The organism is Marivita sp. (assembly GCF_020055675.1).
In the GTDB taxonomy this organism is placed as follows: domain Bacteria; phylum Pseudomonadota; class Alphaproteobacteria; order Rhodobacterales; family Rhodobacteraceae; genus Marivita.
On sequence record NZ_JAIPUS010000034.1, the window covers coordinates 1 to 24,648 of the forward strand.

Consider the following 24,648-nt stretch of genomic DNA (forward strand, 5'->3'; position numbering starts at 1 on the left):
CGGCCCCATCGCATCCCCGGACGTGATCCAATGGGCCCCCGGCCTGCCCAAAACCCGCTCCGGCAAGATCATGCGCCGCATCCTGCGCAAGATCGCCGAAAACGACACCGGTTCCCTCGGCGATACATCAACACTCGCAGACCCCTCCGTCGTCGACGACCTCATCGAAAATCGGGTTGGGAAAGCCTGATCAACTCGAAACAGCACGCGACAGGGGCGACCAACACGCCGCCCTTGTCCAAGACCAGGATGATTAAATTTTTAAACGGAATTCACCTGCACGATGCGACAAGGTGAGATAACATCAACTTCGTGGGGGCTCCGAACAGAACGGAGCATACGATGCCTTTGATCCACCCAATGTTGCCCGGCGCAGCACCCCATATGATCCGGAAGTCCGGCACGCCAGAGCGCGCGGAACCGATCTTCGTTTCCATGGCACCGCCTGCCCAGCCAAGCGACCGCATTTCCGTATCTCAGGACACCATGGTCACACCCGCTGCGCCACCCTCGGCGGTGCAGCTTCAGATCAAGGCGATCATCACCGAACAGGCGCAAACGCTGGCCGCCGCGGAAGAAGACGTGACCGAAGAAAGGACCTGACCCGCCCCGGTTCGGACCCGCCCCAGGCCACCATGACCGGTGCAAACCGGGCCCTGAGCGCCATTCCCTGCTGCTATTATGCGATGAGGATTCCCCTCCGCCCCTTGCCCCTGACATTCAAACGGTGCAAGGAAAGACGTGCAATACGGGTGGTGCCCGTAGGTAAGCGAGTCCTCGATCCCTTAACCGGCGGGGCCGCGCCAACGGCAAAGTTCAGGAACCGGGCGAGGAACAGCATGACCAAGACCAACCACGAAGCGGATGTCGCGTTTATCGAAGCACTGGCGCAGCTTCTTCGGGACAATGACCTGACCGAACTACAGGTCAAACGTGAATACGGCGAAGATGACAGCCTGAATGTGCGGGTCAGCCGCGTGACCCAGCCCGCGCCCGCATCTGCCGCACCGGCCCAGATCATACACTCCGCCGCACCGGCTGGATCTGCGTCGGCCGAAGCCGATATTCCAGCAGCGCCGCCAGAGGACCCGGCCGCCCATCCCGGCGCCGTCACATCTCCGATGGTGGGCACCGTGTACATGCAGGCAGAACCCGGCGCGCCCTCGTTCATATCCGTCGGCCAACAGATCAGCGAAGGGGACACGCTGCTGATTGTGGAAGCAATGAAGACGATGAATCACATTCCCGCCCCTTTCGCAGGCACGGTAAAACGTATCCTTGTCGAAGACGGGGCCCCCGTCGAATACGGCGCGCCGCTTGTGATCCTCGAATAAACGGGACGCAGGCATGTTTGACAAAATTCTGATTGCGAACCGGGGCGAAATTGCCCTTCGCGTGATCCGCGCCTGCCGCGAAATGGGCGTGGCCAGCGTCGCGGTCCATTCCACTGCGGATGCAGACGCGATGCATGTGCGCATGGCCGATGAGGCGATCTGCATCGGCCCCGCCTCTTCGACCGAGAGCTATCTCTCAACGCCGGCCATTATCTCGGCTTGCGAAATCTCCGGCGCACAGGCAATTCATCCGGGCTATGGGTTCCTTTCCGAGAACGCGCGTTTCGTACAAATTGTCGAAGACCATGGGCTGGCCTTTATCGGCCCCACCGCAGAACATATCCGCGTGATGGGTGACAAGATCACCGCAAAGGATACGATAAAAGCGTTGGGTGTGCCCTGCGTACCGGGGTCAGATGGCGGTGTGGCCGATCTGGCAAAGGCCCAGGAGATCGGCGCCCGCATCGGGTACCCCGTGATCGTCAAAGCAACCGCCGGAGGCGGCGGCCGCGGCATGAAAGTGGCCCGTACTGCCGCCGATATGGAACGCGCTTTCCTGACCGCGCGATCCGAGTCCAAGGCGGCATTCGGCAATGATGAAGTCTATATCGAGAAATACCTGACCACGCCGCGCCATATCGAGGTGCAGGTGTTCGGCGATGGCAAGGGCAAGGCGGTCCATCTTGGAGAGCGGGATTGTTCATTGCAACGCCGCCACCAAAAGGTTCTGGAGGAAGCACCCGGCCCCTCCATCTCTGCTCAAGAGCGCGCATCGATTGGAAAGATTTGTGCCGATGCGGTGGCCAAGATCAACTATGCCGGCGCTGGCACAATCGAATTCCTGTACGAAAACGGTGAATTCTATTTCATCGAGATGAACACCCGCCTTCAGGTGGAACATCCGGTGACCGAGGCGATTTTCGGCGTCGATCTGGTACGCGAACAAATCCGGGTTGCCTCGGGCCTGCCGCTGTCCTTTGTGCAGGACGAGCTGGTCATCAACGGCCACTCCATAGAGGCGCGGATCAACGCGGAGAAACTGCCGAATTTCTCGCCTTCACCGGGCCGGATCACGCAGTATCACGTGCCGGGCGGTCTTGGGGTGCGCATGGACAGCGCGCTTTACGATGGCTATACGATCCCACCCTATTACGACAGTTTGATCGGCAAGCTGATCGTGCATGGGCGCGACAGGGACGAGGCGTTGGCCCGCATGTCGCGCGCCCTTGGCGAGTTGATCGTGGACGGTGTCGACAGCACGGTGCCGCTTTTTCGCGATCTTCTCGACGACCCGGATGTCCGCCGTGGTGATTACAACATCCACTGGCTCGAAGATTGGTTGGAGCGGACATATGCGACGCCCCAAGGTTGAAACCCAACTCAGACCAGACTGCGGCGGCGCCCATGCACCATGACCGTCACACCTGAGTTGTTGCTGCAAGCCTACCGCGCCGGTATCTTTCCGATGGCAGAACACCGCGACGACCCGGAGATCTTCTGGGTCGATCCGCGTTGGCGCGGCGTGTTCCCGTTGAACGGGTTTCATATCTCGCGCAGTCTTGCCAAGTCGTTGCGCCGGGATGCGTATCGCGTGACCCGGAACATGGCCTTTTCCGATGTCATCGACGCCTGCGCAGATCGCGCCGAGACCTGGATCAACGGCGACATCCGGACACTTTATCAAGAGTTGCATCGCAGCGGCGACGCCCATTCGATCGAGGTCTGGATAGGGGATCGTCTGGTTGGCGGTGTCTACGGTGTTACCATCGGCGCGGCGTTCTGCGGAGAAAGCATGTTTTCCCGCGAGCGCGATGCATCAAAGATCGCGCTTGCGTGGCTGGTCGATCTGTTGCGGCGCACCGGTTTCGTACTGTTCGACACACAATTCCTGACAAGCCACCTCGCCTCTCTGGGGGCGATAGAGATTACGCGCACCGATTATCGGATGCAGCTTGCCAAAGCCGTGTCGCAAAAGGCAGATTTCACCGGCGCACCGTTGGCCACGACCGGTCAGGAGGTTGTGCAGCGCAACACCCAGACATCGTAGCGCTGATGATCCATCGCGTTGAGCGCCGGGGAGGACGCGATCATCCAGCCCTGAAACGCCGGCGTGGCTTTGCCGATCTCGTCAATCGTAAGCGATGCATAGGCGTCCCCCGCCGGATTGCCCTGCGGGTAACGGCACTCATTTGCCGTGATCGTGATGCGCCCGACCGTTTTTGATTGGCGATCCGCGATGTCGAAATCCCGCACCTTGCCTGTCAGCTTGTCCAGCGCGCGCACGGAAACCCCGGATCCGGATGTCGTTACCCCCTGCGCTGCCGCGAAGGAGCCCCCCAGCAGCAGCGCCACAGCGATCATGCGCAACATGAGACACGTGTCTTTCATACAATCACATCGTGGAACCGGCGTTCAATCGGGGTTCCAAGCCTCGTAATCCTGGCGGGCCTTCGGCTCACGGCGCCGGATCGACCCTGCGGGCGCATAGGCCATCGCCGTCCCGGTCAGGTTTTCCTGGTGCGGTTTCTCCCAGGTTTTCTTGGGCAGAGGTCGGTCCGCCGGCGAGGTCTTGAAAGTGTGGTGCAGCCAGCCATGCCACTCAGGGTCAACGCGGCTCGCTTCGGCCTCGCCATTGTAGATCACCCAGCGTCTCTTGCCATCCTGCGTTTGGTAAAAGATGTTCCCTTGGGTGTCCTCACCCACTTTTTCGCCTTTGCGCCAAGTGTAAAACTGCGTGCCAAGCGTCTGCCCGTTCCACCAGGTGACCGCGCGAAGAAGTGTATTGAGAATGCCCATTGGCGACTCCTCGGAGTTGGTTTGACGCTCTTATAAGGCGCTTTGTGCGTCGACGTCCAGCGCAGCTGTGACGCGGGCCGCGCGGATGAAACCGGGTTTCCACATCACCGCGTTTCGAAAAAGAAAGGCGGGCCAAGTGCCCACCTTTCAGGAATTCGACACTCGGGCAGTTACCCGGCTTCAGCCGATTCCTTTTTTTGATCGGCGTAGATCATCAGGGGTTTTGCCTCTGACGTCACGGCCTCTTCGTTCACAACCACTTCGACCACTTCATCCCGACCGGGAAGTTCGAACATCGTGTCGAGCAGAATATCCTCAAGAATCGACCGCAGACCACGTGCGCCAGTCTTGCGGGCAATCGCCCTCTTCGCAATCGCGCTAAGCGCGTCGTCGGTGAAGGTCAGCGTGGTGTCCTCCAGCTCGAACAGGCGCTGATATTGCTTGACCAGGGCATTCTTGGGCTGTGTGAGAATGATAATCAGCGCATCCTCATCCAGATCCTCGAGCGTCGCGATCACCGGCAGACGGCCGACAAACTCCGGGATCAGGCCGAACTTGAGCAAATCTTCCGGCTCGAGCGCCTGGAACGTCTCGCCGATGCCCGACTCGCTTTCGTCCCGCACATCCGCGCCAAAGCCCATCGCAGACCCCTTGCCGCGCTGTTTGATGATGCGGTCAAGTCCCGCGAACGCACCGCCGCAAATGAAAAGGATGTTCGTCGTATCCACTTGCAGGAATTCCTGCTGCGGATGCTTGCGCCCGCCCTGCGGCGGCACCGATGCGACCGTGCCCTCCATCAGCTTGAGCAGCGCCTGCTGCACGCCTTCACCCGACACATCGCGGGTGATCGACGGGTTTTCCGACTTGCGGGTGATCTTGTCGACCTCGTCGATATAAACGATGCCGCGCTGCGCCCGCTCGACGTTGTATTCGGACGATTGCAGCAGCTTGAGGATGATGTTCTCCACATCCTCGCCCACGTAGCCCGCTTCGGTCAGCGTGGTGGCATCCGCCATGGTGAACGGCACGTCAAGAATCCGCGCGAGCGTTTGCGCCAGCAGGGTCTTGCCGCAGCCAGTGGGGCCGATCAGCAGGATGTTGGATTTCGCCAATTCGATATCCGAGGATTTCTGCGAATGGTTCAGGCGTTTGTAGTGATTGTGAACCGCAACCGACAGGACCCGTTTCGCAATCGCCTGTCCGATGACGTAATCATCCAGCACGGTAGAGATTTCCAAGGGGGTCGGAACGCCATCGGTCGATTTGAGTCCGCTTCCCTTGGTCTCTTCACGGATGATGTCCATGCAGAGTTCGACGCATTCGTCACAGATAAAGACGGTGGGACCTGCGATCAGCTTTCGGACTTCGTGTTGGCTTTTGCCGCAGAAGCTGCAGTAGAGGGTGTTTTTGCTGTCGCCGCCAGAATTCGTCGCCATTGCTTAACCTTTCCCGACACACTTAAAGCAGAATCATTCGCGGTAACTGCTCCTGAACGTGTGTCATGTTTTCGTCTCAAAACCCTAGAACAGCATAAGATGGGCCACAACGCCAAAATCATCCTCGCGGCGGTGTGGCCCACACTCCATCTAGTCCTCTTCGCCACCTTTGACGCGGTTTTCCACGATTTCGTCGATCAGTCCCCAGTCTTTCGCCTCGTCGGGAGACATGAAGTTGTCCCGCTCCAGCGCCGCTTCAACCTTTTTGAGCGTCTGCCCCGTGTGCTTGACATAGATCTCGTTCAGGCGCTGCTTGAGCTTTTGGGTCTCTTGCGCATGGATCATGATATCCGTCGCCTGACCCTGGTATCCGCCGGAGGGCTGGTGAACCATGACCCGGCTGTTGGGCAGGGAAAACCGCTTGCCGGCTGCCCCTGCGGTCAACAAAAGCGACCCCATCGAAGCGGCCTGGCCGATGACCAGCGTGCTGACATCGGGTTTGATGTACTGCATCGTATCGTAGATCGACAGGCCGCTCGTCACGACGCCGCCGGGGCTGTTGATGTACATGCTGATTTCCTTGGACGGGTTTTCCGCCTCCAGGTGCAGCAGCTGCGCCACGATCAGCGATGACATGCCGTCATGCACGGGACCATTCACAAAAATGATCCGCTCTTTCAGGAGCCGAGAGAAAATGTCGTAGGCACGCTCTCCCCGGCTGGTCTGCTCCACAACCATGGGGACCAGCGTGTTCATGTATGTCTCGAAAGGATCTTTCATCAGTGCCTGCCTCGATGATGCGCCCGCCGAATGGAGAGCTTGGTTGCGCGTTGGCGCAAGACTAGTGTTCGGCTCCGGTCGCTGCAAGGGGCGGTGGTGCACGCAGCGGGCTTGACCATGTCCCCCGCGACCTTACTTCGCGGTGATGTCCGATTTGTCTCCGCCAACCCGCACCGCTGCCCTGGAAAAGCTGTCTGCATTCGTGCCCAGATCGGCACGCGATTACGCGGCGCAACGCAATTACGACCGCGGACCCGGCCGGCATCACGATGTCTCGACCTTGTCCCCGTACATACGCCACCGGCTGATCACCGAACCCGAGGTGATCGGGGCCGTCCTGGGCCGATATTCCATGACCAGCGCAGAGAAATTCGTGCAAGAGGTGTTCTGGCGGACCTACTGGAAAGGCTGGCTGGAAATGCGTCCCGCCGTCTGGGCTGGCTATCGACAGGGGCTGGCACGGGCTTGGGACAATGTGCAGACCCAGTCCGGTTTGCGGGCCGAATGGGAAGCCGCCTGCAAGGGCGAGACCGGCATCGAGTGTTTCGACCACTGGGCGCATGAGCTGACCGAGACCGGCTACCTGCATAACCATGCCCGAATGTGGTTCGCGTCCATCTGGGTTTTCACCCTGCGGCTCCCTTGGGAACTGGGTGCGGATTTCTTCCTTCGCCATCTTTACGACGGCGACCCCGCGTCGAACACGCTTGGCTGGCGCTGGGTCGCCGGGTTGCAAACGCAGGGCAAGCATTACGTTGCCCGCGCATCCAACATAGCGAAATACACCGAAGGGCGGTTTTCACCACAACATCAGCTGACACCCGACCCCGACCCCCTGGACGGTCCGCCGCATCCACCGCGGATGGACGCGCCGGTGGGCGACCAAGTCGATCCATCAAAACCGTCGGTGCTGCTGCTGCACGAGGAGGATCTGAGTCCGGGCTGGCTTTTTGACCTTGGCCTGCGCCCCCGCGCCACCGCCACGCTCGACGCAACCCGCGAAACAAGCCCGCTGCACATCGCGCCAAAGGTCAAAACCTTCAAATCCGCGTTGATGGCGGACTGCACCAGCCGTTGGTCCGCCTCTCTTGGCCCGCTCACACCGGGGTTGACCACGGCGCAGGACATCGAAGACTGGGCGCGCGACGCCGGCGCGCAACAAATCGTGACCTCATACGCGCCGGTCGGCCCGGCCGCCACGGTCCTGAACGAGGTCCACGCCCTGCCGGTGATCCGCCCGCTGCGCGACTACGACCGCCGCGCCTGGCCACAGGCAACGGCAGGGTTCTTCAAGTTCAAGAAACACATCCCCGACCTCATTGGCGCGATGAAAGGCCTGCACGCCGTTTGATCTTCATCTTGCCGAGTAAACTCCGGGAGGTTTGGAGGGCTGGCCCTCCAATCTGTCGGATCGCGCAGCGATCCGTTCCCTCACAGGCAGAAAAGGCCGGGACGAATGCCCGGCCTCTCCAAACTATGTGACGAATGATCAGCCGAACATGTCGGAGGTGATTCCCTCGTACCAGCCGATGCTTTCCTCGTAGGTGGCCTGACGCAGCGCCGCATCCTCGCCCGTCTGGCTGACAAACCCGTCAACCTTGGCGATTTTCTCGTCGGTCGCCTCGTAGGTGGCGCCCACCTTCACGCCGTCATCGGTATCGATCAACGACCAACAGGTGTTCGAGAACTTCGCCGGGAACACCCGGCTGCCCGTGAGCGCGCCGCGTACCGCCATCGCGGCAACCTTGGCCTGGCTGTTGGCCGAGAAGCCCGATTTCGGCATATCGCCCTGATTGGTCGAATCGCCGAGGATGTGGATGTTCTCATCCATCCGCGATTGCATCGTGTGGCCGGACACAGGCGCCCAGTTGCCGTCGGTGAGTCCAGCGGCGTCGCAAATCATGCCGGCCTTCTGCGCCGGGATGACATTGACCACATCCGCTTGAATCAGCTCGCCATCGATATCCACGCTCATCGCCGCGGGATCGACGGTCACGTTGCCGCCACCGAAATCCGGGCCGATTCGCGTGATCATGCCGGGATAATATTTTTGCCAGCCCTCCTCGAACAAACCTTGCTTCGAGAAGTTCTCCTTGGGATCCGCGATGATGATCTTGGCGGTCGGGTTACTGGCCTTGAGCACATGCGCCACCATCGAGATCCGCTCGTACGGTCCGGGTGGGCAGCGGTACGGGTTGGGCGGGGCCACCATGACATAGGTACCGCCCTCCGGCATTGCCTCGACCTGCGCCTTGAGCAACTCTGTCTGGCTGCCGCCCTTGTAGGCATGCGGCATCGCGTTCTGGGCAGACAGGTCCCACCCGGCAACCGCTCCTTCGACGAAATCGATACCGGGGCTCAGAACCAGTCGGTCATATGGCACCGACGCGCCACCGGCGAGCGACACGGTCTTGGCGTCGCGATCCACGCCCGTGGCCCAGTCATGCACCACGTTGATCCCGTAATCCGACGCCAGCGTGCCGTAAGAATGCTCGATACTGTCCAACTCGCGGAACCCGCCAATATAGAGGTTCGAGAAAAAGCAGGTGTAATAGCTGCGGCTGGGCTCGACGAGGGTGACGTCTATTTCGCCCTGGCTGTCCTTGGCGATGTAGCGCGCGGCCGTTGCACCGCCTGCGCCGCCGCCGACGACGACCACTTTGGGTTTGCCATGCGAAGCCGCGTGGATCATCGGGGCCGACAGCGTTGTCGCCGCCGCCATCCCGGTGCCGACAAAGACACGTCTATTGAGTTTCATAGTCATCCTCCCTTTCCAAAACGGCCCTCTGGCTGTCGCTGATCTCTTCCGGACCGTTACTCAAGCTGGGCAAAATACGCCGCCAGCGCGGCGATCTCTTCATCCGACAACCGGCTTGCCATCATCTGCATCACCGGGTGTGGTCGAATTTCCTGTTTATAGGCATGCATCGCCACGACGAAATCCTCTGTCGGCCAATGCGTGATCGCGGGAATCCCCTGGTCCGACCCATCCTGCTGGTGGCAAGTCTTGCATTCGCTAGACAGGTACTCACCGTAGTCGGTGTCGCCGACGATCTCGAGAACCTCTGGCGCAAGTTCGACTTCCGGTGCCTGTGCGGTCGGGGCGGCCTCGGGGATGTCCTGGGGACTGGCGGAAAACTGGCGCAAATAGGCCAGGATGTCGGCCCGGTCCCCGGCGTCCTTCAGGCCCGCGAAGTTCATCCGTGTGCGGGACACCAGCGCCTTTGGGTTTTCGAGATACGCATCGAGCGTGTCCCGGTTCCAGGCAAGCCCATCCGCCCCCATCATCTGCATGTCATCGGAATAGTTGAAACCATCATGCGCGCCGGCGCGTCGTCCGAATATACCGTTCAGATGCGGACCGATCCGGTCCTCCGCACCCTGTCCGACCTGGTGGCAGGATTGGCACTGCGCGAACACCTCTGCCCCCTTGGCCGGATCGCCAAAGTCGAGGCGCGCCGATGTCACGTCTTCGGCGACAGGGTCGCTGACCCGCTCTGTTGCGGCAACCTCGGGGGCTGCGGCGGCTTGCCGCGCGGCTTCCGCCTCGTCGCGGGCTGTGGCCAGCGCCTGTTCGAGGTCTTCCAGACGCGCTTCGAATGCAACGGCCTGATCCGCCTTGGCTGCCAGTGCAGCGCGACTGTCTTCCATCTGCGAAAGCCGTTCGGTCAGGGCCGCGATTTCCTGATCCCTGTAATCCCGCGACATCCAGCCATAGGCCAACCCCAAGACAAGACCGGAGCCGCCAAGCACCGAAGCAAAGATACCGAACGTGTTGGTCATGAAACCTGCTTTCGGTGGATCGTCAAAACCTATCCCTTGTAAAATCTGATCGTATCAGAGAGCACCGCGCGAAAGAAAGGTCTGCAGTCGCGCGGTGCTGTTTCCTATTCGAAGGTCGACAGATAGGCGGTCACCGCCGCGATCTCGTCTTCCTTCCGCAGGCCAGCAAAGCTCATCTTGGTGCCTTTGGCAAAGCCTCGCGGATCGGCGAGGAACGCGGCAAGCGCCTCTTCGGTCCATTCGCCGTCCATCTCTTCCAGCGCCCTGGAGTATCTGAACCCGTCAACCGCCGCGATCTCCGACCCCACGATCCCGTTCAGGATGGGCCCGACGCGGTTCTTGGCACCTTCACCGACCTGGTGACACGCCTTGCACTTGCCAAAGACCTTTTCACCGGCGGCGACCAGTTCGGGGTCGATGGTCTCTGCTTGCGGCTCGGCGTCTGCCATTTCGGCCGCCTCTTGCGGCTCGGTGTCGGTCTGAGAAACGACATTGGCCGCTTCAATCACCTCTTCTGCCGTCTCGGCCGAATCGTCTTCGGGTGTGACGTTGAGCACCGACGCCCGCAGGGTCACTTCGACGTCATCCTTGCAGTCTTGCATGCAAGGTTCCCTGCGCCAGAGCGGATATTCCGTCTCTCCCCGGTCATCGACGATGAACCCATCCGCGTTCGGCATTTCGACGTCCTGGAAGTTCTCGTTGCTCAGAACGAAATCATCATCGACGAGAAAATTCGAATAAAGGATGTATGCGACGATGGCATAAACCTCGTCGTCCTCAAGCGTCTGGGCGCTGCCATACGGCATGGAGCGGTGGACGTAGTCCCATGCGGTCGACAGGTAGGGCCAGTAGCTGCCCACCGTCTTGACCGGGTCTTCGTCCGCAAGCGTGTCTTCACCACCAGCCAGTGCCGGCCAGTTGCCGACGCCTTCGGCAAAGTCACCGTGGCAGGCCGCGCAATAGTCGGTGAAGATCTCTTCGCCCTCTGCAACAGAGCCCGAGCCTTCGGGAAGACCAGAGCCATCGGGGCTTACATCGACATCCCAGGCTGCGATTTCTTCGGGCAGAGCCGGGCGTCCAAGGCCAAGCGCGCCTTTGCCGCCGTGGGTTGAGGCGCTGGCCGCGCTGACCAGCCCCCCGCTTGGTGCCGGCGGGGCAATGGCGGTCATGACAGACGGGTTTTCCGGAAAACCCGAGATGTTGCGGTCGGCAAAATTCACCGCCATGACCAGGACAGCCGCTGTCCCAAGCGCGGCGCCGCCGTAGAGTTTAAGAGACTTCGACATTTTCGGCCTCCCCGCTGGGCTTTACGTGCCAGGTCTGAATGCAATTGTTGTGGTAGATGGAATTTTCGCCACGCATGTCGCGCAGCTCCTCTTTGGTTGGCTGGACATAACCGGTTTCATCCATCGCGCGCGCCTGGAGCAGCATGTCTTCACCGTTCCAGTCGGTATCGAGGTAGAACCGCGTCAGCGCCATTTTCTCACCGGGCTTGGCAAGACGGGCGGTTTCCCACGTCTTGCCGCCATCCTTGGAGATGTCGACGCGGGTGATCGCGCCGTGGCCGGACCAGGCCAGACCGCTGATCACCAAAGGTCCGCTGCCATGCGTGATGGGGGCTTGCGGGCTTGGCGAGGTGATGACGGATTTTGCATCCATCACCCAGGTCCACTTGCGGCTGGTGCCATCGGCCAGAGTATCGGTGTATTTCGACGTTTCCTCACGGCTTTCCACGGGGCCATCCATCACCTCGACGCGGCGCAGCCATTTGACCCACATGTTGCCTTCCCAACCGGGCACAACGAGGCGCACCGGGTACCCGTGCTCCTTGCGCAATGCCTCGCCGTTTGCCTTGAACGCGACGAGCACATCGTCCAACGCCTTGTCCATCGGGATGGAGCGACCATTGGATGACGCATCCGCGCCTTCGACGTAGACCCATTTGTCGGACAGGTCCCCGGCGGCCTCCAGCCCCGCTTCGCCCAGAAGCGTCCGCAACGACACACCGGTATATTCCATGTTGTGGATCATGCCGTGGGTAAACTGCGCACCGTTGAGCTGCGCACCTGCCCATTCCATGCCGGTATTCGCCGCACACTCGCAGAAATAGACATGGTTTTCGCGCGGGAAGCGTTCGAGATCGGCATAGGTGAAGACCAGTGGTGTATCCACGAGGCCATTGATCATCAGGCGGTAATCCTGCTTGCGCAACTCGATGGCGCCCGAGTGATGCCGCTCGAACGCGCAGCCTTGCGGCGTAATCGTGCCGTCCAGCGCGTGGATCGGCGTGAAGTTGATCGAACTCGTGGTGTCAGCGGTCAGCCACTCCACGTTCCGACGCACCACGTCGCTTTCGTATTGAATTGGCAGGCCATAAGGCGTGGCATCCACCCCATCGCCAAAGACCATCGCCCAATCCTGTGTTTCCGTGATCAGCGGATCGGGGTCGCTCGCCCGCGCGGTGCCAGCGGCGGTCAGACCCGCGGCGGCAGCCGCAGAGCCCCGCAGGAATGCACGGCGGGAGGGTTTGAGGATATCAGACATATCTCGCACTCCGGTTGAAGTTATGCGCCCACGACCGTGACGCTGTCATTGGGTTGAACGGTGACGGTGCCACGCTTCTTGATATGCGCTTCGACCACGTCCCAGATTTGCGGGCCTTCGGTGCCCTCGTTGACCGACGCCCAGCCGGCGACGACGTAATTCTTTGACGGATCGATGGCTTCGCCCGTCTTGAGCAAGGTCATGTCGGTGATGCGTTCGCCCTGCGGCTTCTGCACGTCGATGCGGTAGCCCATGCCCCCGATGCGCACCATGTCGCCGCCCTGCTGATAGTAGGGGTCCGGGTTGAAGATGTTGTCGGCCACGTCTTCAAGGATGACCTTGATGAATTCGCCGGTCATCTCCGACCGATACGCCTCGCCATAGCTCATGGAGGTAACGTTCCAGATATCCTCGCGGGTGATGTCGTCACCGGGGATCAGGCTTGGACCCCAGCGCACGCCGGGTGACATGGCGATGTCGGCGTCGCGTTCGCTCAGCAGCGCATCGCAGATCAGATCATCCCACGTGCCGTTGAAATTCCCGCGCCGGTAAAGAAGGCTGTCGGTCTGGCCGATCACTTCGGACAGTTCCTCCATGAAGGGCGCGCGCTGTTCGTCGATGAGCGCGGTCATTTCCGCATCTGGTTCGATCACATCCGAGAAGATCGGGATCAGCTTGTGACGGAAGCCCATCATGCGGCCGTTCTGGATATCGAGATCGACACGGCTGACAAATTTGCCGTTGGAGCCGGATGCGATCAGGATCGTATCGCCGACCAGCACCGGCTCGGGCAGCGCGTCATGCGTGTGCCCAGTCAGGATCACGTCGATCCCTTTCACCTTGCTGGCCATGCTCTTGTCGACGTCAAATCCATTATGGCTCAGGCAGACGACGCATTCGGCACCTTGCGCGCGCACTTCGTCGACCATGGCCTGCATGTGCTCGTCGCGGATGCCAAAGGAGTATTCGGGGAACATCCAGCCGGGGTTCGCGATCGGCATATAGGGGAAGGCCTGACCGATCACGGCGATCTTGACGCCCCCGCGTTCGAAGAACTGGTACGGCGGGAAACTCTCGGCGGGTTCGTCCCATTCGGCGTCAAAGATGTTTTGGCCCAACGCGGCAAAGGGCAGCCCCTCGACGATCTCCCGGACACGGTCGGAGCCCAAGGTGAATTCCCAGTGGAAGGTCATCGCGTCGGGTTTCAAGCCGTTCATCACGTTGACCATGTCCTGGCCTTCGGTGTGATGGCAGGTATAGGATCCGTGCCAGGTATCGCCACCATCGAGCAGCAGCGCATCGGGGCGGTCGGCCCGGATCGCGTTGACCACGGTGGCCACGCGATCCAGTCCTCCTACGCGCCCATATGCCTTGGCCAGGGAGGAGAAATCGCCAGAGCTGAGTGCGTAATGCGATGGGCTGCCGTCGTCGATGCCGTACAGCTTTCGAAAATCGGCCCCCGTGACATGCGGAACGACCCCCCGGTTGTCGCCCACGCCGATATTCACCGACGGCTCACGGAAATAGATCGGTTTCATCTGCGCGTGGATGTCGGTGATATGGATCAGCGAGACATTGCCAAAGGTGTCGAACTGCAAAAGCTGATCCTGGGTCAGCGCCTGCTGAGCGGCCAGCCGCGACCAGTTGCCGAAGCCGGATGCGCCAACCAGCGCCGACGCGGCCATCGAAACCTGAAGAAAATCGCGTCTTGATATCATGAGAGGGGCCTTCTTGGATGCTCCGTCACACATTCGCATGTGTGAATGGGTTGGGTATCAAGGACCCCGCGCAACGCTGCGCGGGACCAAGAGGTCTAGTTGCGGACAGCCGGTGCTTCGACCGAAAGACCATTGCCGCGCGATGCGACATACAGTTCGAGCGCAACGAATTCAGGCGATCCGGGAGCATAGGTCTCCGCGCGCGTGTCGCGCACGCATCCCTTGAAACGGCCGTGGGCTGTGTTCAGCCTGGCGTTTTTCAAGCGGTATGTCGGAAACCCGTTGATCTGACCCTGGCTCAGATGGTCTGCGCGAATGTAATTGCCATAGTTGTCCTCGTGGCAATTGGCGCAGGACAATTCAAGCTGGCCGGTGCGGGTATAGTAAAGGTCCTTGCCTTGCTCCCAGGTGTCGGCCGCGGGGCCGTCAATTGCCACGTCCACCTTCATCCCGCGAGACTGGACAGAGATCAAAGCCTCCATCGCCGCCATGGGCGCACTGTCGTACTTGTACGGCTCGGCTTCCATCTGGGTCTCGCGGCAATCATTGATCTGCATTGCCAGGGTGCGCACTTCACCCGCCTCTTCGTTCCATTTCGGATAGACGGCGCGCACGCCTTCCATCGATTCCGGACCTTCATGACAGGAGGCGCAGGATTTCTCTGCATTGCCTTCGACCGTGTTCCAGGCATCCATGGCCTGATCCACAAAGATCATTCCCGGATTGTCGAATGTATCCATCTGCATCGATTGGGTGTCGTCTTCGCGAAAGTGCCAGCCAGACATGATCGTGTCGATGCCGGTCTCTTCCATATGCGCAGGCGCGGTTGTCTTGGTCACCATTTCCTGCCCGTCGATGGCCAGCGTGTCGTCATCTGCGCCACCGGCGAAAGCCGCAGGAGCGGACAGGACCAGCGCGGCGACCGCCGTCATTGTTTTGTATCTCATTCTATTCCCTCCCTAAAAGGTCCCGCCCCGTTGGTCGGGGCAGGTTGGAGCGTATTGCTCAGACCGAAACCGCCTTGGCTTCTTCGTAGACAGATCCGTCATCGTCATACCATGTGAACTGGAATTCACCGGCTTCGGGCACGGTGGCCATGAATTCGAAATACGGATTGGTCGAAATCGCCGGTTCCATTGTCACATCGATGATGTTCTTGCCATTGTAGTCGCAGGTGAAGCGATTGATGATCGAGCGCGGGATGGTGTTACCGTCGCCGTCCTTGCGCTGACCGGATTCCATGGGGTGGCTGATCAGCGTCTTGATCGTGACCGCTTCGCCCGCGGACGCGGAACTGGGAACCTTCACGCGAGGTTTTACTCCGGATGCCATGATGTCTCTCCTAATATCTGAATATTGACCGTCAACCGCCGCAGCCGCCGATGGTGACCTTCACGGTCTTGGCGCTGCGGGCAAAGCTGCCGTCTTCAAGCTGGGCGATGGCAACAACGTCCTGCGTGCCGGCAAGACGAATCCGCGTGCTTGCTTCGTGCGACGCGGCGAGCGGGCCGAAGTTGAAGGTCGCGACCGGCGGGGTCGGGTTGCCGGTGGCCAGCACCATGATGGCAGAAGCGCCGGGCGCCGATACGGTGATCGGAACCGTGTTGCCGTTTTCGGCAATTTCAGGCGCTGTCAACTCGACGCCGGCATCCGCGATGTCCGCACCGCCGGTGAATTCATTGACCAGCTCTTCCGTCGTGGCCGCGTTGGCGCGGAACGGCAACACAAAGGTCAGCGCCGCCGCCCCGCCAAGCGCCAGGGTCTCGCGTCTCGTGAAATCCATATCGTATCTCCTAACTCTGTGAGGGCTGCTTAGCTGCTTTGCAGCGTCATGAGGAACGCCACCACATCTTCGATTTCCTGCGCCGACAGGATCGGCGTCAGATCTTCTTCGTTGGCACCCTTGCCAGTGTAACCATCTCCAGGGCGCACAAAGCCGCTTGTCTTGTAGAAGGCCGGCATCACGGTTCCGTCGAACATCATCTTCGCGTTCGCCACGATCCCACGCAGTTCTTCGGCGGTGCGATATTCACCAATACCGTCGAGCATCGGGCCGACCTCACCATGGAACGGGGCCTCGTCAAGTGCCGACACCTGGTGACAGGCCAAGCAATTTCCCTTGCTCCTGGCGATCATCAGCGCGCGACCGTTTTCCGGGTCCCCGGCAGTGCCGGACAGGGATTCGGCGACTGCACCGTAGTCGTCGAACGTGACGTTGGCTGGTTTGACTTCACCGGCGACCGCTGCTCCGGCGAGCAACATTGCGGCAGTTGTTTTGGCTATTAGATTCATTTTTCCTCCCAAGCCACTCCGGCATGTTTCCGCCGGGACACTAGTTGGCTGTTGCATACCGTAGTCCACCGAAGTCGATTCATGCAAGATCAAATTCACAAAAGTGAATAATTGACTATGAAAACACTCGGTCAATCGGTGCGTCCGTTGCCGCGCTCCTGGATTTTCCGCGCGTGATATCGCTGAAAATCTTCTCCGTTATCAAGCAGATATCGCTTCTCCGCGACCCAAGTAAACATATCTTTCGTTGTCCCTTTGCCGAAGGCGCCCGGCATGACCGCGACCGATGCGTCGAGCGCGCTCTGGTCCTCGGGAACCTCTTCCGGCAGGAACACGATGCTCGGCGTAAAGAGCACCCGCCACTTGCGGGCCATGTCCTTTTCGGGCCGCGCGTCACCATCGAAATCGGTGACCTCGATGTCCCCGTGCAGGTTCAGCTGAACCACGAAGAAATTCTCGCCAATGTAATCGCTGATGCCGGGATCCGAGAAAACCTCCTCGTGCATTTGCGCGCAGTAGATGCATCCGCGCTGCTCGAAAAACAGAACAAGCCGCTTCCCCTCTGCTTGCGCTTCCGCCAGATCCTCGCGCAGGTCCTTGAACGTATCGCGCATCCACGGCTGTTTGTGCAGGCCGTCATCGCCCAGCTCAGCAGCCGCCGCCGGCAGCGCCATCAACAGCGCCAGCGCGCCCCCCAGAAAATGTCTCATCCTTTCCTCCTCCTTTGTGAAATTCAGCCGTCATCCCAAGGATGACCAATTCGGAAACCAGCGCAGCATCGCGTTCGCGATCAGGTTCACGGTATCGGTCGCGATCAACAAGGCGAACGCGATCAACATACCGCCCATGACCTTTTCCGCGTAACCCAGAAATCCGCGATTGCGCGCGGTCCAGCGCAGGAACGGGCCGGAAAACAGCGCTGCGATCACGAACGGCAGGGTCATTCCCAAGCCGTAAACCAGCAAAAGCAATCCGCCCTGCACAACGTTCCCCATGCCCCCCGCGATCATCAGGATCGACGCCAGTGCCGGCCCGACGCAGGGCGTCCAGCCGAAACCAAACGCCAGCCCCATGACATAAGCCCCGATCCACGTTGTCGGCTCTGCCGACGCCTCGACCCGTGCCTCGCGGTAAAGGATCGGGATGCGGACAAGACCAAGGAAATGCAGCCCGAACGCCGCCAGGACCACGGCGGCGACATACCGCAACGGTTCGCGAAAATCCGCGAAAGCTTGCCCGACCGCCGTGGCCCCCATGCCCAGCAGCACGAAAATCGTTGTCACGCCCAATGCGAACAGGCAGGCTGACAGGACAAGGTTCCACGCGATGCCTTGTGGCACGTCGTCTTCGCCGCGCAATTCGTTCATCGAAATCCCGGCCATGTAGCACAGGTAGAATGGCACCATCGGCAAAATGCAGGGTGTAAAAAAGCTCAGAATCCCGGCAAATGCCGCACCTGCGAATGAAATATCGAACATTTGGCGAGATTCCTTGATTAATTCACATATTCAAATTACGTGTTTTGTCGTGGTACCGTCAATTGGTGAAAAATGAACGCCCATCGAATCCTGACCCGCGCGGCGATGATTTCTGCTTTCGCGACATGGGCCGGATCTGCCCTGGCAGAGCCGCAGCTCGTGATCGTTGAACAACCGGGCTGCGTTTACTGCGAACGCTGGGACGCGGAAATCGCGCCCGCCTACACCAAGACCGCCGAGGGCCGGTTCGCGCCGCTTGTTCGGGCAGACCTGAACAGCGGCCCGCCTGATGGCATCGAATATTCCCGCCGTGTGGTTTTCACGCCGACATTCGTTCTGGTCGACAACGGCGAGGAACAGGCAAGGCTTGAAGGCTATCCCGGAGAAGACTTCTTTTGGCCACTCCTGTCGCAACTCCTCGTGGAACACACGGATTTCGTGGCCGAGTAGTCCCTATCGGCCCATAAGAAGAGGCAGCGCATGGCACTTCCCCAACTCAGCCCGGACCTGACCAAAGAAGACCTTGACAACATCGTCGACAAGGCAACCACCGCGTCCAATTTTCTCAAGGCGATCAGCCATGAGGGCCGTTTGATGATCCTGTGTCACCTTGTGACCGGCGAAAAATCCGTGACCGAGCTTGAAGAGCTGCTGACCGCACGACAGGCGGCGGTGTCGCAGCAATTGTCACGCCTGCGGCTCGAAGGGTTGGTGATCCCCCGGCGCGAGGGCAAGACGATCTATTACCGGCTTGCTGATGACAAGCCCCGCAAGATGCTCGAATGCGTGTACGACCTGTTCTGCAAGGATGACTGATCCAGCAGGCACTCGACCTTGCTGTCACATCCTATAGTCTGCATACTACACCCTGTTGTGGGAGGCTGGCACAATGTTGGAAAGTATTCCGGAACACGGCCAGATGGCCGCGATCGGCTTGTTCGGCGGGATCCTTTTGGGCCTTGCTGCCAGGTTGGGTCGTTTCTGTACGCTCGGCGCGATCGAGGATCTGCTTTACGGCGGGTCGGACACCCGCCTCCGCATGTGGGGCATTGCGATCGGCACGGCGATATTCGGCAGCTTCGCGCTCATGGCAACCGGGATCGTCGACGGCGGCGCCAGCTACTATCTTTCCATTACATGGCTTCCCTGGGCCTCGGTCATCGGTGGCCTGATGTTCGGGTATGGCATGGCGCTGGCAGGAAATTGCGGCTTTGGCGCGATAGCCAGACTTGGCGGCGGTGACCTGCGCAGCTTTGTGATCGTGCTGGTCATGGGGGTGGCGACCTATATCGTGCTCAGTGGCCCATTGGCCCCCCTGCGCGAGATGGTCTTCCCACAATCCGCCATTGCCCCCGGTGACATGCCACCGGGCATCGCCCATGCCGCTGCGCGCTGGACCGGCCTGCCCGTCTCCGGGATCGGCATGGCCATCGGTGCGGGCATTTTCCTTGCTTCGGCCAGCACGCATGCCTTTCTCGAAAATCCGAAATCGGCCATCTGGGCGACCATCGTCGGCCTTGCGATCGTCACTGGATGGTGGGGCACCTCACATGTGGCCAACACCGGGTTCGCAGCTCTGCCCGTTGTCTCGCACAGCTTCGCGGCGCCCTTGGGCGAAAGCATCCTGTGGTGGATGATCGGTTCGGCACAGCCCATCAGTTTTGCAGTCGGATCGGTTGCCGGGGTCTGGCTCGGAGCCTTCGTCGGCTCGCTCATTAAGGGTCATTTCAGATGGGAGGCCTGCGAAGACCCCCGCGAGCTTCGCCGCCAGATCTTCGGCGCTGCCTTGATGGGCTCCGGGGCCGTAATCGCCTTGGGATGTACCATTGGCCAGGGCATCAGCGCGTTCTCCATGCTCGCCTTCAGCGCACCTGTCACCTTTCTTGCCATCTTTGCCGGTGCTGCAATTGGGCTGCGGCAGCTGATCGTGGGCTTCAACCCGGCCGAGTGATCGCCGAACGTGGGTGCGTTGCCAAAGAATCACGCACACCCGGAAATTTCCCGCATGGCCCCACTCAGGCAAATTTTTGCCTGCAAACACGCGGCCGTTTCGCTAGGCTCGAAAAAAACAAGGCAAGAGCAGGCAGACAGGATCATGGGAACGGCTTTCAAGGGCACGTTCGTCATCTCCTGGTCGCAGACAACCATTGATACGCTCCCGGCGGGCCCGGTCGATTTTCTGAAAGTCGGCGTCGCATGGAGCTGGACAGGCGAATTGGTGCGGGTCGATGGCCCCAACGACTTGTTGCGACTGGACGAGGCGGAAGGCGACGCAGATCGACGCAAGCGGGCGGCCCGCGTGGTGCGTCAACTGGTGGGCGAGGCAATCAAGGATACGGCGCGCCCAGGCGCGGCACCAAACGAACATCCGATGGCGGACAAGTGCTTTGTCGTCACCGATGGCCAATCGACCTATCCGGTAACGCTCATCGAAACCGGCACGCGAAAACCGCCCCTGCTGATGTTTCTGAACACGGTTCCACCGCGCAATCGTGACCTCTGGATCGTGCACACGACCCTGGACGACGTGGTCTCGCAATCCGAAGCCGAACACCGGGGCGAGGTGATCTGCTTTACCCCCGGCACGCAAATCCTCACGCCTGAGGGGACCAAGCCCATCCAAGACCTGCGCGAGGGCGATCACGTGCAGACAAAGGACAACGGCGCACAGCCGATCCAGTGGATGGGCCAACGCCGGATGAGCGGCGCACGCCTTTTCGCCATGCCCAAATTGCGGCCCATCCGCATCCGCGCCGGGGTGTTCGGGCTGGATGAACCGGATTCGGATCTCTTGGTCTCTCCCGAACATCGGATGCTCTTGAAAGGGTGTGTGGCGCTGGCGCTGTTCAACACACCCGAGGTGCTGGTTGCCGCGCGCGACCTGTTGGATCACGACCGCGTCTGCGTGGATTCCAACCTGCGCGAAATCACCTATGTTCACATGCTTCTGCCACAGCACGAAATCCTGTTCGCCAATGGCGTCGAATCCGAGAGTTTTCATCCCGCCAATGCGGCCCTGTCGACGCTCGACGCGGGCGACCGTGCGCGCCTGTCGACGATGTTGCCGACTGTCGAATACAATCCGCAAGGCTACGGCAGCTACGCGCGGCGCAACCTGTCCTCCTCCGAAGCGGCCATTCTGCTCCACGAAGCGGCGTGAGCGCACGGCCACCCACGCCGCGAACCAGCCGTCAGGTCACTCGAAGACCTCTTCGGCGTGCACGCCCCAGTAACCGCCTTTGAGCGCCCAGCCGTCATACCCGCCGGCGGAGAGTTCGCACCAGTTCACGCGGCATTCCCGCAATTCCGCGACCACGCCCAACGACAACTGCGCCACCACCTGAGCCGATGGATCGGGGCGCGCGTAGAGGTTCATCTTGTCAACTTCGATCAGCGCGGTGCGCACCCCGGACAAGAGCGCGTAATGCACCCAGCCCCCGGCCCCGTCCCGATCCTGAACCCGGCGCCAATGCCCGTGTTCCGCCGTGATCTGCAGCGGCATGTTGCGGCGTTTGTAAACCCAGTCGATCCGGTGCGATAGCGACGGTCCGCGCCGCACATTGCCTTCACTGGCCTTCATCGAAACGAACCGGGGCAAAGGCAGGTTCGTTATCGGTCCCTTGTCGGCCGCAAGCACGGGCTGCGCGCCCAGGCCGACAAGCAGCACTGCAACAGACAACACCTTGCCAGACACCGCCCGAAACGAAAGCCTGCTCATGTGATACGCCTCAAATTATTTGGTTTTTTGGATTTTGCGAGCAGGTTCTTGTGCCTGCCCCGCCTTTGCGACACTGTGCCAAAATCCGATAGGCCGCGAAAGTAGTGGGAGCAAGAGCATGTCATCAAAACGTCTGAGTGTTGTCGTGACGCGACGCTTGCCCGACGCCGTGGAGACACGTTTGAAAGAACTCTTTGACGTGCGCTTGCGGGAAACCGACATCCCCATGACCCAAGCCGAGCTGACCGCGGCGGTCAAGGATGCGGACGTCCTCGTCCCCACCTTGACCGACAAGATCGACGCCGGCCTGATCGGGCAGGCAGGCGACCGCCTCAGGCTCATCGCCAATTTCGGCGCAGGGATTGACCATATCGATGTCGATACCGCGCGAGGCCGTGGCATTCTCGTGTCCAACACCCCCGGCGTGGTCACCGAAGACACGGCAGATATGACCCTTGCGCTCATTCTGGGCGTGACACGGCGCATCCAGGAAGGCCTCAACGTGATGCAAAGCGGGGAATGGGCGGGCTGGGCCCCCACATCGTTCCTTGGCGGGCGTCTCGGGGGGCGCAGGCTTGGCATCCTCGGCATGGGTCGCATCGGTCAGGCCGTCGCCCGCCGCGCCAAAGCCTTCGGAATGCAAATTCACTACCACAATCGGCGCCGCCTGCGTCCGGAAATCGAAGAGGCGCTTGAGGCCACCTATTGGGAAAGCCTTGACCAGATGGCGGCGCGAATGGACATTATTTCGGTCAATTGCCCGCACACGCCATCGACCTTCCACCTGCTCAATGCGCGGCGGCTCAAGCTGCTGAAACCCAGCGCGGTCATCGTCAACACCTCCCGCGGCGAGGTGATCGACGAGAACGCTCTGACCCGTATGCTCAAGGCGGGCGATCTCGCCGGGGCGGGGCTCGACGTTTACGAACACGGCCATCGCGGCAATCCGGACCTTCGCAACATGTCCAATGTCGTCATGTTGCCCCATATGGGATCAGCAACCCGGGAGGGCCGGTTGGAAATGGGGGAAAAGGTCATCATAAACGTCAAGACCTTTGCCGATGGACATCGCCCACCCGATCAGGTTGTGCCTGCCATGCTGTAAAGGGGCCTTCTGCCCCTTGCGCCGCGCGCATGTTCAAGAGATGAACAAAGCATGAACTTATTCGAATTCTCCTTTTGCGGTCAAAGGCTCGTCGCGCTGCCCAGCGGTGGATTGTTCTGGCCAGTCGAAGACCTGCTGGTCGTCTCGGATCTGCATCTGGGGAAATCCACCCGCGCAGCCCGCTTCGGGGGCGCGCAGCTTCCGCCGTATGAAACCGCCGAGACCCTGTCGCGACTCGCTGCCGACCTGCACCAGACAGGCGCGAAACACGTGATCTGCCTTGGTGACAGCTTTGACACGCCAACGCTGCAAACTGTCCTGCCCGAAGCCGACCTGCTGACCCTGACCGCCCTGCAAGCGGGGCTTGACTGGACATGGATCGAAGGCAACCACGATCCCGGCCCGGTCCGGCTTGGCGGCGCGCACAAGCGATCGGTCGATATTGGGCCACTTCACTTTCGCCACATTGCCCAAACCGACCCGGAACCCGGCGAAATTACAGGCCATTACCATCCAAAGGCGACCCTTTCCCTGCGCGGACGCAGCCTCACGCGGCCTTGCTTTCTGCTCGATGACAGGCGACTGATCCTTCCCGCCTACGGGGCCTATACCGGTGGCCTGAACTGCACAGACCCGGCCCTGGCCCGGCTTGTCACGCCAAATGCACACGCCATCCTGACCGGCCCGCGCCCCTGCAAGATCCCGATGCCGGGACACGCGCCCTTGCCTTGACGCAGCGACCGGGACCATCGCCCTGATTGCCGCAGGCCCTCAGTTCGACATGCTCCGCATGCTTCCCGAAGCGGCGGCGATTTGATCCTGGTCAAGGCAGATGGAGCACGCACATGAGATATTCGAACCATTGCACGTGACCTGGAGGCTTCGATGCTCAGATTGGCCGCTATTCTCTATTCGCTTATCGGGACGACCTTGGCCGGAATCGCGATCATCGCGGTATTGACGGCTGGATTTGGCACGCTTGTCCCGATCGTCTCGGCTGCGACAGTGGGTGCCGTTCTGGCCCTGCCGGTGACATGGTATGTCGCGCGGGCGATCTACGAAGCCTGATGCGCGCCCTTCTGGAGCGTGTCCAGCAGGCCATCGGCACAGGTTTCGATCAGCGCCAACACCCCTTCGAAATCGCGGGTGAAATAGGGATCGGGCACTGACAGGGCGCCGCCGGTTGCAAAGTCGGTGAATTTTCTGATCCGGTCCGATGGTCCGCACGTTGCAAGCGCCGCCACGTTGTCATCATCCATTGCGATGATCAGATCAAAGTCCTGAAAGTCAGGGCGGGCCACCTGCCGCGCCCGCAACATGGACAGGTCATAGCCGGCAGCGCGGGCGACCTGCTGCATCGGCGCATAAGGCGGTTTGCCGATGTGCCAGTCACCGGTGCCCGCGCTGTCGAGAGACAGGGACAGGCCGCGCGCCTCCGCCTTGGCGCGGGTGACCGCCTCTGCGGTCGGAGAGCGGCAGATGTTTCCGAGACAGACAAAGAGGATGCGGTCGGTCATACCCCCGCTTAGCGCAGGGCGCGCAACTGCGAAAGGGGGCACTGCATTACCAGCAGGCGGTTCGCACATGGGTTCCCCGCCTGCTGCCCCGAGGTGTCAGCCGTCCATGTCGTGGCCCATGCCACCATGATCCTGCCGGTCGAGGTC

Annotated in this window: 30 protein-coding genes; 13 read left to right on the forward strand and 17 right to left on the reverse strand. The window is 60.7% G+C overall.

What is annotated here, in order from left to right; translation table 11 throughout:
- The 5 genes from LCF59_RS15475 to aat form a co-directional block, all read left to right on the forward strand.
- Positions 1-190, forward strand: a 190-nt coding sequence (locus LCF59_RS15475; protein ID WP_292288521.1) for a hypothetical protein, incomplete at its 5' end; no start/stop codon positions are given.
- Positions 191-384: 194 nt separating this feature from the next.
- Entirely contained in the window at positions 385-603 is a 219-nt protein-coding gene (locus tag LCF59_RS15480; protein ID WP_292288522.1) for a hypothetical protein, read from the forward strand.
- Between the two features lie 236 nt (positions 604-839).
- Positions 840-1,334 carry an acetyl-CoA carboxylase biotin carboxyl carrier protein gene (gene accB, locus LCF59_RS15485; RefSeq protein WP_292288523.1) on the forward strand — a complete coding sequence of 165 codons (495 nt, stop codon included), beginning with the start codon at positions 840-842 and terminating at the stop codon, positions 1,332-1,334.
- A 13-nt stretch (positions 1,335-1,347) separates the two neighbouring features.
- Entirely contained in the window at positions 1,348-2,706 is a 1,359-nt protein-coding gene (gene accC / locus LCF59_RS15490; protein ID WP_292288524.1) for an acetyl-CoA carboxylase biotin carboxylase subunit, read from the forward strand.
- Positions 2,707-2,745: 39 nt separating this feature from the next.
- The gene (gene aat, locus LCF59_RS15495) at positions 2,746-3,381 is read left to right on the forward strand and encodes a leucyl/phenylalanyl-tRNA--protein transferase (RefSeq protein WP_292288525.1); all 636 of its coding nucleotides are present in this window, start codon (positions 2,746-2,748) and stop codon (positions 3,379-3,381) included.
- On the opposite strand, the gene LCF59_RS15500 is transcribed toward aat, so the two are convergent.
- The 4 genes from LCF59_RS15500 to LCF59_RS15515 form a co-directional block, all read right to left on the reverse strand.
- Positions 3,345-3,722: a DUF2155 domain-containing protein gene (locus LCF59_RS15500; protein ID WP_292288526.1), complete on the reverse strand. Its 378-nt coding sequence runs from the start codon at positions 3,720-3,722 to the stop codon at positions 3,345-3,347. The two genes, aat and LCF59_RS15500, sit on opposite strands and share 37 nt — an antisense overlap.
- 24 nt (positions 3,723-3,746) lie before the next feature.
- Entirely contained in the window at positions 3,747-4,130 is a 384-nt protein-coding gene (locus tag LCF59_RS15505; protein ID WP_292288527.1) for an NADH:ubiquinone oxidoreductase subunit NDUFA12, read from the reverse strand.
- 170 nt (positions 4,131-4,300) lie between these two features.
- Entirely contained in the window at positions 4,301-5,566 is a 1,266-nt protein-coding gene (gene clpX / locus LCF59_RS15510) for an ATP-dependent Clp protease ATP-binding subunit ClpX (RefSeq protein WP_292288528.1), read from the reverse strand.
- Between the two features lie 150 nt (positions 5,567-5,716).
- A complete protein-coding gene (locus tag LCF59_RS15515; RefSeq protein ID WP_292288529.1) occupies positions 5,717-6,346 on the reverse strand; it encodes an ATP-dependent Clp protease proteolytic subunit in 630 nt (209 codons plus the stop codon).
- Between the two features lie 202 nt (positions 6,347-6,548).
- On the opposite strand from LCF59_RS15515, the gene LCF59_RS15520 reads away from it, so the two are divergent.
- Positions 6,549-7,697, forward strand: coding sequence for an FAD-binding domain-containing protein (locus LCF59_RS15520; protein WP_367273416.1), 1,149 nt, complete (start codon positions 6,549-6,551; stop codon positions 7,695-7,697).
- A gap of 138 nt (positions 7,698-7,835) precedes the next feature.
- Here LCF59_RS15520 and LCF59_RS15525 read toward each other — a convergent pair whose 3' ends face one another.
- The 11 genes from LCF59_RS15525 to LCF59_RS15575 all read right to left on the reverse strand — a co-directional run bounded on the left by LCF59_RS15525 (position 7,836) and on the right by LCF59_RS15575 (position 18,161).
- Positions 7,836-9,104, reverse strand: coding sequence for an NAD(P)/FAD-dependent oxidoreductase (locus tag LCF59_RS15525; RefSeq protein WP_292288531.1), 1,269 nt, complete (start codon positions 9,102-9,104; stop codon positions 7,836-7,838).
- A gap of 56 nt (positions 9,105-9,160) precedes the next feature.
- Positions 9,161-9,814, reverse strand: a complete 654-nt coding sequence (locus LCF59_RS15530) for a c-type cytochrome (RefSeq protein ID WP_292288549.1) — start codon at positions 9,812-9,814, stop codon at positions 9,161-9,163.
- A 419-nt stretch (positions 9,815-10,233) separates the two neighbouring features.
- Positions 10,234-11,415, reverse strand: coding sequence for a c-type cytochrome (locus LCF59_RS15535; protein WP_292288532.1), 1,182 nt, complete (start codon positions 11,413-11,415; stop codon positions 10,234-10,236).
- Positions 11,399-12,673 carry a sulfite dehydrogenase gene (gene soxC, locus LCF59_RS15540; protein WP_292288533.1) on the reverse strand — a complete coding sequence of 425 codons (1,275 nt, stop codon included), beginning with the start codon at positions 12,671-12,673 and terminating at the stop codon, positions 11,399-11,401. Before soxC ends, LCF59_RS15535 begins: the two co-directional genes overlap by 17 nt.
- A gap of 20 nt (positions 12,674-12,693) precedes the next feature.
- On the reverse strand, positions 12,694-14,391 hold the full coding sequence (gene soxB / locus LCF59_RS15545) for a thiosulfohydrolase SoxB (protein ID WP_292288534.1): 1,698 nt from the start codon (positions 14,389-14,391) through the stop codon (positions 12,694-12,696).
- Between the two features lie 95 nt (positions 14,392-14,486).
- A complete protein-coding gene (soxA, locus tag LCF59_RS15550) occupies positions 14,487-15,338 on the reverse strand; it encodes a sulfur oxidation c-type cytochrome SoxA (RefSeq protein WP_292288535.1) in 852 nt (283 codons plus the stop codon).
- 58 nt (positions 15,339-15,396) lie between these two features.
- Positions 15,397-15,723, reverse strand: a complete 327-nt coding sequence (gene soxZ / locus LCF59_RS15555; protein ID WP_292288536.1) for a thiosulfate oxidation carrier complex protein SoxZ — start codon at positions 15,721-15,723, stop codon at positions 15,397-15,399.
- 31 nt (positions 15,724-15,754) lie between these two features.
- Positions 15,755-16,174, reverse strand: a complete 420-nt coding sequence (soxY, locus tag LCF59_RS15560; protein ID WP_292288537.1) for a thiosulfate oxidation carrier protein SoxY — start codon at positions 16,172-16,174, stop codon at positions 15,755-15,757.
- Positions 16,175-16,203: 29 nt separating this feature from the next.
- Positions 16,204-16,683, reverse strand: a complete 480-nt coding sequence (gene soxX / locus LCF59_RS15565; protein ID WP_292288550.1) for a sulfur oxidation c-type cytochrome SoxX — start codon at positions 16,681-16,683, stop codon at positions 16,204-16,206.
- A gap of 131 nt (positions 16,684-16,814) precedes the next feature.
- Positions 16,815-17,393: a thioredoxin family protein gene (locus LCF59_RS15570; RefSeq protein ID WP_292288538.1), complete on the reverse strand. Its 579-nt coding sequence runs from the start codon at positions 17,391-17,393 to the stop codon at positions 16,815-16,817.
- A gap of 30 nt (positions 17,394-17,423) precedes the next feature.
- Positions 17,424-18,161, reverse strand: a complete 738-nt coding sequence (locus LCF59_RS15575) for a cytochrome c biogenesis CcdA family protein (protein ID WP_292288539.1) — start codon at positions 18,159-18,161, stop codon at positions 17,424-17,426.
- A 72-nt stretch (positions 18,162-18,233) separates the two neighbouring features.
- On the opposite strand from LCF59_RS15575, the gene LCF59_RS15580 reads away from it, so the two are divergent.
- The 4 genes from LCF59_RS15580 (at position 18,234) to LCF59_RS15595 (ending at position 21,321) form a co-directional block, all read left to right on the forward strand.
- Positions 18,234-18,611, forward strand: coding sequence for a thioredoxin fold domain-containing protein (locus LCF59_RS15580; protein ID WP_292288540.1), 378 nt, complete (start codon positions 18,234-18,236; stop codon positions 18,609-18,611).
- A gap of 30 nt (positions 18,612-18,641) precedes the next feature.
- On the forward strand, positions 18,642-18,977 hold the full coding sequence (locus LCF59_RS15585; protein WP_292288541.1) for a helix-turn-helix transcriptional regulator: 336 nt from the start codon (positions 18,642-18,644) through the stop codon (positions 18,975-18,977).
- Positions 18,978-19,050: 73 nt separating this feature from the next.
- A complete protein-coding gene (locus LCF59_RS15590) occupies positions 19,051-20,112 on the forward strand; it encodes a YeeE/YedE family protein (protein ID WP_292288542.1) in 1,062 nt (353 codons plus the stop codon).
- Between the two features lie 144 nt (positions 20,113-20,256).
- Positions 20,257-21,321 carry a Hint domain-containing protein gene (locus LCF59_RS15595; RefSeq protein WP_292288543.1) on the forward strand — a complete coding sequence of 355 codons (1,065 nt, stop codon included), beginning with the start codon at positions 20,257-20,259 and terminating at the stop codon, positions 21,319-21,321.
- Positions 21,322-21,357: 36 nt separating this feature from the next.
- On the opposite strand, the gene LCF59_RS15600 is transcribed toward LCF59_RS15595, so the two are convergent.
- Positions 21,358-21,879: an SH3 domain-containing protein gene (locus tag LCF59_RS15600; protein WP_292288544.1), complete on the reverse strand. Its 522-nt coding sequence runs from the start codon at positions 21,877-21,879 to the stop codon at positions 21,358-21,360.
- A gap of 118 nt (positions 21,880-21,997) precedes the next feature.
- On the opposite strand from LCF59_RS15600, the gene LCF59_RS15605 reads away from it, so the two are divergent.
- From LCF59_RS15605 to LCF59_RS15615, 3 genes are all read left to right on the forward strand, one after another.
- On the forward strand, positions 21,998-22,984 hold the full coding sequence (locus LCF59_RS15605) for a D-glycerate dehydrogenase (protein WP_292288545.1): 987 nt from the start codon (positions 21,998-22,000) through the stop codon (positions 22,982-22,984).
- 51 nt (positions 22,985-23,035) lie between these two features.
- The gene (pdeM, locus tag LCF59_RS15610) at positions 23,036-23,716 is read left to right on the forward strand and encodes a ligase-associated DNA damage response endonuclease PdeM (protein WP_292288546.1); all 681 of its coding nucleotides are present in this window, start codon (positions 23,036-23,038) and stop codon (positions 23,714-23,716) included.
- 153 nt (positions 23,717-23,869) lie between these two features.
- Positions 23,870-24,052, forward strand: coding sequence for a CTP synthetase (locus LCF59_RS15615; RefSeq protein ID WP_292288547.1), 183 nt, complete (start codon positions 23,870-23,872; stop codon positions 24,050-24,052).
- On the opposite strand, the gene LCF59_RS15620 is transcribed toward LCF59_RS15615, so the two are convergent.
- Complete coding sequence (locus LCF59_RS15620) at positions 24,040-24,501, reverse strand: low molecular weight protein-tyrosine-phosphatase (protein ID WP_292288548.1); 462 nt, start codon at positions 24,499-24,501, stop codon at positions 24,040-24,042. The genes LCF59_RS15615 and LCF59_RS15620 overlap by 13 nt on opposite strands.
- Between the last annotated feature and the right edge of the window lie 147 nt (positions 24,502-24,648).